The 1,652-nt window shown below is 53.8% G+C and carries 1 protein-coding gene; it reads left to right on the top strand.

All coding sequences use genetic code 11. The features are described from left to right. On the top strand, positions 1-1,382 hold a 1,382-nt coding region (locus tag AC6T8Q_RS03240; protein ID WP_500677712.1), incomplete at its 5' end, for a M28 family peptidase. Between the last annotated feature and the right edge of the window lie 270 nt (positions 1,383-1,652).

Here is a 1,652-nt window from a genome sequence, read left to right as displayed (position 1 = left end):
CAACCGAGCCAGCTGAAAAAGTCGACTTTCGGTATGGCTCGAAAACACTGACACTCAAGCATCACGAAGACATGATGGCCGTCAGCGGAAAGGCTCAGCCGGAGGTTTCTATTGAGGACGCCGAGCTCGTTTTTGTTGGCTACGGTATTCAAGCACCGGAGTATCAATGGAACGACTTCAAGGACGTGGATGTCCAAGGCAAGATCTTGGTGATCATGAACAATGATCCAGCTGATGATCCCAACTTATTCGCCGGCCGTCGCCGCTTGTTCTATGGGCGCTGGGACTACAAATATCAGATGGCAGCGAAAATGGGAGCCGCTGGAGCGTTGATCATTCACACGACCGAATCAGCAGGCTATCCCTATCAAGTCGTTCAAACATCGTGGAGTGGAGAACAGTTCGAATTGGCTGCTAAGACCGGACCTCGCAGCGATGTCAAAGGGTGGATTACCGAAGCCGCCGCAATGCGATTGGCCGAACTTGCCGGTAAGGACCTAGATGCCATGCGCGAACTCGCTCGCTCAAGAGTTTTTCAACCGATTCCGCTGGGCATAACGATGTCGATCGATCTCAAAGTGGGAGTGCGCAAGCAGACGACCGGCAATGTCATCGGTGTCCTACCCGGCGCGGACCCCGAATTGAAGAATGAGCATGTGATTTTCATGGCGCACCATGATCACTTGGGATTAGCAGCCCAGCGCGATGAGAATGGCGATAACATCTACAACGGTGCCATCGACAATGCTTCCGGCACGGCAAGCCTGCTGTCCATGGCTCGAGCCATCGCGAGTATGCCAAACCCGACGAAGCGTTCGATCATGTTTGCCGTCGTCGGTGCCGAGGAGCAGGGCCTTCTAGGATCCAAGTATTTTGCGGCTGAGCCACCGGTTCCTCCCGGCGATATGGCGGCTGTGATTAATATCGACGGCATCAATTTCCTCGGGAAAACCCACGACTTAAACTTGATTGGCAACGGCAAATCCAATTTGGACGTCATTGTCGCTAAGGTGGCCGCTTGGCAAAAACGCACCGTGGTGCCTGACTACTTTCCCGATCGCGGGTACTATTATCGTTCCGACCAATTTAGCCTTGCCCAAGTTGGCGTGCCCGGCGTGTACTTGCACAGTGGCGTCAACGTGATTGGCAAGCCGGATGGGTGGGGGAAAGCTGAGTTGGAAGCCTGGGTGGAGAAGACCTACCATCAGCCAAGCGATGAATATGACGACAGCTGGGATTTGGCCGGTGCGATCGACGATTGTCAGTTGCTCATGCATGTTGGGTTAGTCGTCGCCGAGCAGGCGGAAATGCCTGCCTGGATCCCAGGTGACGAATTCGAAGCGGCCCGAAAGGCAGCCATTGCTCAGCGGCAATCCAAATAATCCGTTCGCCACGTATCCCGTTGCGACGCAGAGTCCAAAATTAACGATGCGACACGAAAGCTCGCGACACTACTTTTTGAAAGCACTCTCGAATGTCCGAAACTGAAGAAGATCACGTAGACCTTGGTGGGCTAATTGCCGATGCGGCTGAATCCAATGATGCCGCAATCGCGGAGTCGATCATTCGAAGTGGCCAGTTTATCCTGCTCCAACAGATTGATACCGAGAGTGGTGAAATCGAAGAGGACGAGGAAGGCAATTTCAGCGTGG

Source organism: Bythopirellula sp., from assembly GCF_041737835.1.
Lineage (GTDB): Bacteria > Planctomycetota > Planctomycetia > Pirellulales > Lacipirellulaceae > Bythopirellula.
This window is presented reverse-complemented; position numbering and strand designations above follow the sequence as displayed.